The sequence below is a fragment of the Falsiroseomonas oryziterrae genome (assembly GCF_021864505.1).
GTDB lineage: Bacteria > Pseudomonadota > Alphaproteobacteria > Acetobacterales > Acetobacteraceae > Falsiroseomonas > Falsiroseomonas oryziterrae.
Map to the genome: position 1 here is coordinate 1 of NZ_JAKJIB010000167.1, position 8202 is coordinate 8202.

Sequence of the window (8202 nt, forward strand, 5' to 3'; positions counted from 1 at the left end):
CACCTGGCGCTGGACGACGCGCCGGCCGAGCTGCTCGCCCTCCTGCCGCCGGAGCGGCTCGGCCTCGACATCCTCCGGCTGCGCTGGACGCCGGACCTGCCCGCCCAGCGGCCCGCCGCCCTCGACCGCCTGCTCGCCACCGCGCCGGGCCGCGTGGTGCTCACCGGCGTCGATCGCAGCGCCGCGATCGCCTGGGGCTGGGAGTGCGGCATCCGCCTGTTCCAGGGCCCGCTGGTGGAGCGGCGCCGCCGACCGTGAGCCGGGCCGCGGTTGTGCGGGGCCGCCGCGGCGGCCTATGCCGGCCCGGATGTCCGACACACCCGCGCTGCTCGTCGAAGGGCTGACCAAGCGCTACGGCCCCGACGGGCCGCCCGCCGTGGACGGGCTCGACTTCGTCATGCCGCGCGGCGCGACCTGGGGCCTGCTCGGCGGCAACGGCGCGGGCAAGACCACCACGATCGGGATGCTGCTCGGCCTGCTGGTGCCGAGTGCCGGGCGCATCGTGGCGCTCGGCCACGACATGGCAACGGACCGTTTCGCGGCGCTCGCGCGGATGAACTTCTCCTCGCCCTATGTCGCGCTCCCGCATCGCCTGAGCGTGGCGGAGAACCTGCGCGTCTATGCGCATCTCTACGGCTTGCGCGGCGCGGAGCGGCGCATCGCCGAGCTCGCGGCGCAGCTGCAGCTCACCGACCTGCTCGACCGGCCCGCGGGCGAGCTCTCGGCCGGGCAGAAGACCCGCGTCGCGCTGGCCAAGGCGCTGGTCAACCGGCCCGAATTGCTGCTGCTCGACGAGCCGACGGCGAGCCTCGATCCCGACACCGGCGACTGGGTGCGCGGCTGGCTCGAGCGCTACCGGGCGGAGACCGGCTGCGCGATCCTTCTCGCGTCCCACAACATGGGCGAGGTGGAGCGGCTCTGCGATCACGTGCTGATGCTGAAGCAGGGCCGCGTGGTGGATCGCGGCAGCCCGGCCGAGCTGCTGGCGCGCTACGGCCGCGACGACCTGGAGGAGGTCTTCCTCGATATCGCGCGCGACCGGCAACGAGTGGAGATGGTGCCGTGAACGCGCTCGCTCTTCGTCACGCCGCAGGCGTGCTGGCCGCACGACGCATCTGGGGCCTGATGTACCGCCACCTGGCGCTCTACCGCCGGTCCTGGCCGCGCGTGCTGGAGCTGCTGTACTGGCCGGTGCTGCAGATGACGGTCTGGGGTTTCGTGACCGCCTATCTCGCCGGGCTGCAGAACGACGTGGCGAGCGTGGCGGCCGGCGTGCTGCTCGGCGGCGTGCTGCTGTGGGAAGTGGCCGTGCGCAGCCAGATGGGCTTCGCGATCTCCTTTCTCGAGGAGATCTGGTCACGGAACCTCGGCCATGTCTTCGTCAGCCCGCTCCGGCCGATGGAGCTGGTCGCGGCACTGGTGGCGATGGGCGCGATCCGCATGTTCGCCGGCGTGATCCCCGCCGTGATCCTCGCCTTCGCGCTCTACGGCTTCGGGCTGTGGACGATCGGGCCGGTGCTGGTGCCCTTCTTCGCCGCGCTGATGATGATGGGCTGGGCGGTGGCGCTGGGCGTGACCGCGCTGATCCTGCGTCACGGTGCGGGGGCGGAGCCGCTGGCCTGGAGCGTGCTGTTCGGCCTGACGCCCTTCGCCGCGGTGTTCTATCCGGTCGCGGTGCTGCCCGGCTGGCTGCAGCCCGTGGCGCTGGCGATCCCGGCCGCGCATGTCTTCGAGGGGATGCGCGCCGCGCTGCTCGACGGCGCCGTCGCCTGGGGGCACCTCGGCGCGGCCTTCGGGCTGAACGTCGTGTGGCTGGCGGCGATGGGCTGGCTGTTCCTGCGCCAGTTCGAGTCTGCCCGGGTCCGCGGCGCGCTGCTCAACATCGGGGAGTAGCGACGGCGCTCAAGCCCAAGGAAAGGGCACCGTATCGGTCCGGCCGTAACGACAAACGAGGCACTCTGGGTGCTAGGGTAACCGCTCTGGTGGCAGCGAGTGCCTGAACATGCCGGCATTCGCGACAATCGCCAGGCAGCTATTCAGCGCCAGGGGGCGCACGCGCCGCTCCCGCGCAGCACGGTCGTCAGCGCGCTCAACTGCGCCAGCGTGTAGCGGATGGCCTTGGCCAAGTCGGATTTGCCAGAGAGGCATCTCTTCCCCAAGTTGACCTACGGGACGGCTGCTTTCTGCTTCTCGGGTTGCCTTGAGGCGATCTAGCTTTCCTGAGCGAAGAACTGGGATAGGCGCGCAGAACCCGGTGCAAGTGTCCGACCTTACCGAAGGCTACTACCTGGTGTGGGGCCGGAGCGCCGGCCCTGCACTGACGGCACCGTTGACTCTGGTAGCGGACCACCTTCGTGGACGGCGCCGAGTCCTATGACCTACAGCGGGCCGGATGACCTGAATAGCACTATTTCCTACTACCCGGTCGCCATGCATCGCTTGATGCGAAACAACGGCATCTATCTCGGTCTCGCCTCGCTCGTCTTCGTCGTCCTTGCCCCGCACTGGTGGGGGCGTGGTTTGGCGATTGCGGCGTTGGCGGCGGGACTGGCCCTGGCGATCTGGGCAGGGCGGCGCCTGAAACATCCGCGCAATCCGATTTACGTGCTCTCGCCCGCAGGAATCCTCATCCATATCGCGGGCGCGCGGGATGTCATGGTGCCCTGGTCCGAAGTGCGTGACGTCGTTACGAACGACATCGGGGTCACCGCGAATGGCGTTCCACTGGCCGTGCTCGGCAAGTACGAGGACTTGATGTTGATCGTCGTCTCGCAGGGCTTCTATGACCGCGAGATCCATGTCGACAGCCTCTACCGGCGCGGTCCCGGCTGGTCGAACGTGTTCGTGCCGTGGAACGGACAGGTCGGGATTGCCCTCCACCATGAGTACTTGGGCACCGATGCCGGAACGCTGCGCCAAGCGGTCGAGTCACGCTGGCGCGCCGCTGGCGCCCGCGATCCTGCCTGACTGAATGTCTGGCGACGCTGATCAGGCGTACTCGGGACGCCGAGGAGGTAGCCGGGATGGCTGGAGGCGACTGAGCAGAGGCGGCAGCGGTTCCAACTCGACGATGCGCTGACCCGGCGGCCAGGCCGGATGTAGCAAATGTCGCTTCCGCGCGCGCAAGCAAACTTGAGGCGTTGGGAGCATCAGAAGTGCATCAAGAGGGGCCGTTTTGGCTTTCCCTTCTCACACGCGCGCAAGCGAAAAATGCAAGCGTGCGCCGAAGACCACGGGGTCCCTGCCTTGACGCATCTCAGGCTGTGTCTTGCTCTGCCAGTTCGAGGGCGCGCGGCAGCGCGGCGCGCTGCTCAACATCGGGGAGTAGCGGATCAGCTCGTCACCACGGTCGGCCAGAACAGCATGATCTCGTGGCTCTTTGCGAAATTGTCCTTGACGTAGAAATCCACGCTGCGCTCGACGATCTGCCCCGTGCGCTTGCCGTCCTGGCCGGGGAAGGGGTGGTAGGGCTCCATCGCCTTCACCGTCCGCCCGACCTGGCCGAACACGACGTTCATGTGGGTCCCTGCACTCGGGTGGACGAAGGCGATCATCACCGGCTTCTCGCCGATCGGCAGGCCGCGATACCAGTAATGCTGGCTCTTGAAGGTGTTGGCCGAGAGCTTCAGGCGCGAATCCGCCGTCCACACCTCCTTGATCTTGGCCGGCGGGAAGCCGCCCGAGTCATCGGTGTGTCGGTCGTATTCGCTGATCACCTGCAACTGGTTCCAGGATGGCCGCCCACCCTTCACCGCCTTCAGCCACCAGGTCAGGCAGGCCGCCCAGCAGGAAAAGCCGTCGATCTGCCCGACCGGCGGGATCGCAACATAGTTGTCGGCCATCGCCTCGGTCCCCTGGGACACTGCTGCGGCGAAATGGAAAGCGCATCGGGCGCCCCGACGCGAGCGAAAGTTGAAACTCGTAATCCGATCGACGGTCCGGCCGCCCCCGCCCCCACCCGTAACCGCGCCCTATCCCGCGCGTTTCGGCGCGCATGTCCCCTACCCCGCCCGCCTTCCTCTTCGCCACCGGCATCGAGAACTCGAACCCCCGCATCAATGGGGGCACGCTCCGCGTGGACGAGTATGCGCGCTGCGGCCACTACGAACGCTGGCGCGAGGATTTCGCCCTCGTCGAGGATCTCGGCCTCAACTTCCTCCGCTACGGCCCGCCGATCCACACCAGCTGGCTCGCGCATGGCCGCTACGACTGGTCCTTCGCCGACCAGACCTTCGGCGAGCTGCACCGGCGCGACATCGTGCCGATCGTGGATCTCTGCCATTTCGGCGTGCCGGACTGGATCGGCGACTTCCAGAACCCGGACTTCCCCGTGCTCTTCGCCGAATACGCGCGCGACTTCGCGCGGCGCTTCCCGTGGGTCCAGCTCTATACGCCGGTCAACGAGATGTACATCTGCGCCCTCTTCTCCGCCCGCTACGGCTGGTGGAACGAGGAAGGCCGCACCGACCGGACCTTCGTCACCGCGCTCAAGCACGTCGTCGGCGCGAATGTCCTCGCGATGCGCGAGATCCTGAAGCTGCGCGGCGACGCGATCTTCATCCAGTCCGAGAGCACCGAGTACTTCCACGCCGAGACGCCGGCCGCGATTGCGCCGGCGGAGCTGCGCAACGCCGAGCGCTTCCTCTCGCTCGACCTCAACTACGGCAGGCGCGTCGACAGCGGCATGTACGAATACCTGCTGGACAACGGCATGACGCGCGACGAGTACCACTTCTTCCTGGCCCACTCGCCGCTCAAGCGGCACTGCATCATGGGCAACGACTACTACGTGACCAACGAGCACCTGGTGTCCGAGGACGGGCACACCCGCGCCTCCGGCGAGGTGTTCGGCTATGCGGTGCTGACCCACCAGTACCACCAGCGCTACGGCCTGCCCGTGATGCACACCGAGACCAACCTGCGCGACGACGATCCCGGCGACGCCGAGCGCTGGCTGTGGAAGCAATGGGCGAATGTGCTGCGCGTGCGCAACGACGGCGTGCCGGTGATGGGCTTCACCTGGTACTCGCTGACTGACCAGGTGGACTGGGACAGCGCGCTGCGCGAGCCGAACGGCAACGTGGACAAGGTGGGGCTGTTCGATCTCGACCGCCGCATGCGGCCCGTCGGGCGCGCCTACAAGCGCCTCGTCGCGCAGTGGCGGGAGGTGCTGCCGGCGCAGTCGCTCTGCCTGCAGGTACCGATCGTGATGCCGAGCGCCTACGATCCCGAGAGCCTGCCGGAGGCCTACTGGGCCGCACAGGCGCGGGCGCGGCACGGACGGTAGCGCCCCCCCTGTCCCTCTCCCCCTGCAACGGGGAGAAGGTCGGGTGAGGGGGTCGCCGGCGCCCGGCGCCCCCGGGCACGACCCGCCTCCGCCCACCGCCAGGAAAGCCGTGACAGGCGCCTTTGTTCGATTTATGTTCTTCTTCGTTCTTTGACATGGCCCAAGGTCGGCCGTCATCCGGGACACGCATTTCCCGACCGCGAGGTCAGCCTGTTCCGAACGCGCATCGCACGCCGGCCGATGGCCCGACCGCGCGGTCAGCCAACGATCTGTCCGCGGCGTGCCATTTGTCCGAAACCGCCATTCGACCGGTCCGGCAAGGTGTCCGAACCCGGCAATTCGTCCGAACCCGCAATTTGTCCGAAACCGCGCCGCCGCGGCCAAAGCGGTAAAGTGCCAAAGTCCCAAAGCGGCAAAGTGCCGCCGCCGGCACCCGGTGGCTGCCGCCCATGGTCGCCGTCCCTGGGCCGCGCTACAGGGCCCGCGTGACGACCACCCGCCTCTTCCTCATCCGCCACGCGCTGGTCGAGCCCTCCGCCCGGCTGACCATGTACGGCACCATGGATGTCGGCCTCTGCGAGCTCGCGCTGCGGCAGGAGGCCGCCTCCTATCGCTGGCTCGCCGCGCGCCTCCCCGCGCCGGCGCGCTGGCTGGTCACGCCGCTCTCGCGCACGCGCGCCACCGCGGCGGCGATCTTCGCCGCCGGCTACGGAGAGGCGTCGCTCGAGATCGAGCCAGGCCTGATCGAGCAGGACCTCGGCGAATGGCAGGGCCTGCCGCATGAGGTCTTCGCCGAGCGCCTCCGCCATCGCCCGCATCCCTTCTGGTCGATCGGCGTGGACGAGCGCCCACCGGGCGGGGAGAGCTTCAGCGACGTGATCGGCCGCGTCGGCCCGACCCTCGACCGCCTCGTCGCCGAGAATGCGGGCGGCGACGTGGTGGTGGTGGCGCATGGCGGCTCGATCCGCGCGGCGGTCGCGCATGCGATGGGGGTGGGCGGCGAGCCGGTGCTGGCCTTCTCGATCAAGAACCTGTCGCTGACCCGGATCGAGAAGGTGGGGACGGACTGGCGCGTCGCCGCGGTGAACGAGGAGCCCTTCACCCTGCCCGCCGAGGGCTGAGCCGCGGGGCGGCGCAGCGGCTGCCCCGAAAAGACCTTGCATTCGCCTTGGACAGCCGAGTCGCGCCGGGGTAAAGCTGTCTCGGCACAATACGTTGCGGGGGGTCGCTCATGTTCCGTGGCATCGTCCTGGCTGGCCTTCTCATGCTGACCGGCTGCGCCGCTGCCCAGGCCCAGGGCGAGCAGCAGGCGCTGGTCGACCGCGCCACCCTCGCGGTGCAGGAGGTGATGACCACCGGCGACCGGCCTCAGGACGCGCAGGACTTCCTGCGCCGGGCCCGCGCGGTCCTGGTCTGCCCGCGCATCTTCCGAGCCGGCTTCATCATCGGCGGCGAGGGCGGCAGCTGCGTCCTCGTCGGCCGGGACGGCGGCGGATCCTGGTCCTCGCCGGCCTTCTACAGCATGGGCTCGGGCAGCATCGGCCTGCAGGCCGGGATCCAGGACGCGACGGTCGTGATCATGGTGATGAACGACCGCGCGCTGCAGGCGCTCATGGACAGCCAGCTGCGCTTCGGCGCCGATGCCGCGCTGAGCTTCGCGACCGTCGGCATCGGCGTGCAGGGCGGCACGACCACCGCCGCGGGCGCCGACTTCATCGCCGTCGCGCGCTCCCGCGGGCTGTTCGCCGGGCTGTCGCTGCAGGGCTCGGTCATGACCTTCCTGGCCGACGACGTGCGCGCCTATTACGGCCGCGACGCCTCGGCCCGGCAGATCGTCATCGGGATGGAGGTCCACAATCCGGGCTCCGACCCGCTGCGCGCGATGCTGATGCGCTACGGCACGCGGCAATAGAGCGGACAGGTCTGGCCGCACGCCATGCGGGAATTGACCGCCCTGCGCGGCGATGCGATGCCGCCCAAGTGAGCGCCGTCGACCTCTCCCCGCTGCGTGACCTCGTCGACGCCCTGCCGCGCGAGCAGTTCGCCGCCATCCTGCGGACCTTCAACGAGGATCTCGCCCGCCTGACCCGCGAGTACGAGGCGGCAGCGACGCCAGAGGCGGCGCGGCGCGCGGCGCACGCCGTGGCCGGGACGGCGGCCGGGATCGGCGCGCGGGCACTCGAGGCCGCTGCGCGGCGCGCGATGGATCCGGGATCGGAGGATCCGAGGATCCTCCGGGCTGCGCTCCGCCAGGAAGCCGACATCGCGCTGGCGGAACTCGCCAGGCTCGTCGAAGCGGCCTGAGAGCGCCTCAGGCGACCTGGTCGAGACCGGCGCGCAGCCGCGCCGCCTCGGCCTCCGAAAGCCCCTCCAGCAGGCCGTGGCGGAGGGCGAAATCGATCAGCACCAGGTTCACGTTGAACTTCACCGGGCCGGCCTCGGCGACGATCCGCAGCGCCTCGCGCGCCGGCAGCAGCTCGAAGCGCTCGACCTCGTCGTCGCCGGGCCGCGGCACGACACCTGCCGGGATCTCGAGGTCGAAGACGTGCAGCACGTCGCGGCGCAGCCCCTCCTCGTTCGCCATGACGTAGGAGACGCGGCCGGCGGGGATGGCGCGGGCGGCGAGGTCGGCCGGCAACGAGGCCTCCTCCTCCGCCTCCTTCACCAGGCACTGCTCGGGCGTGAGGCCGGCCGGGATGCCGCCGGCGACCACGTTGTCCATCTGCCCCGGCGCGACCGGCTTCGCCTTCGACCGCCAGCCGATCCAGAGATGCGGCCCGTCGGGCCGTCGGACGATGCCGTTGACGTGCACGCCCTGCGACATGATCCCGAAGGCGGGCAGCGCGCCGCGGTCGAGCCGCGCCAGCACCGGGCCGTCCGGGGTGGCGCGGACGTCGAAGGGCTCGCCGCGGAGC

At 69.7% G+C, this 8202-nt stretch carries 10 protein-coding genes; 8 read left to right on the forward strand and 2 right to left on the reverse strand.

The features are described 5' to 3' along the window. From L2I40_RS13890 to L2I40_RS13905, 4 genes are all read left to right on the forward strand, one after another. The coding region (locus tag L2I40_RS13890; RefSeq protein WP_237215558.1) for a hypothetical protein at window positions 1-258 on the forward strand (258 nt) is incomplete at its 5' end. A gap of 49 nt (window positions 259-307) precedes the next feature. After that, window positions 308-1066, forward strand: coding sequence for an ABC transporter ATP-binding protein (locus L2I40_RS13895; protein WP_237215559.1), 759 nt, complete (start codon window positions 308-310; stop codon window positions 1064-1066). Next, window positions 1063-1893: an ABC transporter permease gene (locus L2I40_RS13900; protein WP_456305743.1), complete on the forward strand. Its 831-nt coding sequence runs from the start codon at window positions 1063-1065 to the stop codon at window positions 1891-1893. The genes L2I40_RS13895 and L2I40_RS13900 overlap by 4 nt, the downstream gene beginning before the upstream one ends. A gap of 480 nt (window positions 1894-2373) precedes the next feature. Further along, window positions 2374-2967 (forward strand): hypothetical protein, encoded by a 594-nt coding sequence (locus L2I40_RS13905; protein ID WP_237215560.1) that lies wholly within the window; start codon window positions 2374-2376, stop codon window positions 2965-2967. Window positions 2968-3332: 365 nt separating this feature from the next. Here the strand turns inward: L2I40_RS13905 and L2I40_RS13910 are convergent, their stop codons facing one another. Next, entirely contained in the window at window positions 3333-3842 is a 510-nt protein-coding gene (locus tag L2I40_RS13910; protein WP_237215561.1) for a hypothetical protein, read from the reverse strand. A gap of 152 nt (window positions 3843-3994) precedes the next feature. On the opposite strand from L2I40_RS13910, the gene L2I40_RS13915 reads away from it, so the two are divergent. From L2I40_RS13915 to L2I40_RS13930, 4 genes are all read left to right on the forward strand, one after another. Further along, a complete protein-coding gene (locus L2I40_RS13915) occupies window positions 3995-5287 on the forward strand; it encodes a family 1 glycosylhydrolase (RefSeq protein ID WP_237215562.1) in 1293 nt (430 codons plus the stop codon). A 485-nt stretch (window positions 5288-5772) separates the two neighbouring features. Beyond that, window positions 5773-6408, forward strand: coding sequence for a histidine phosphatase family protein (locus L2I40_RS13920; protein WP_237215563.1), 636 nt, complete (start codon window positions 5773-5775; stop codon window positions 6406-6408). A gap of 110 nt (window positions 6409-6518) precedes the next feature. Continuing rightward, window positions 6519-7199, forward strand: coding sequence for a lipid-binding SYLF domain-containing protein (locus L2I40_RS24575; RefSeq protein WP_372491058.1), 681 nt, complete (start codon window positions 6519-6521; stop codon window positions 7197-7199). Between the two features lie 68 nt (window positions 7200-7267). After that, window positions 7268-7591 (forward strand): Hpt domain-containing protein, encoded by a 324-nt coding sequence (locus tag L2I40_RS13930; protein ID WP_237215564.1) that lies wholly within the window; start codon window positions 7268-7270, stop codon window positions 7589-7591. A gap of 7 nt (window positions 7592-7598) precedes the next feature. On the opposite strand, the gene L2I40_RS13935 is transcribed toward L2I40_RS13930, so the two are convergent. Beyond that, on the reverse strand, window positions 7599-8202 hold a 604-nt coding region (locus L2I40_RS13935), incomplete at its 5' end, for an NUDIX hydrolase (RefSeq protein WP_237215565.1).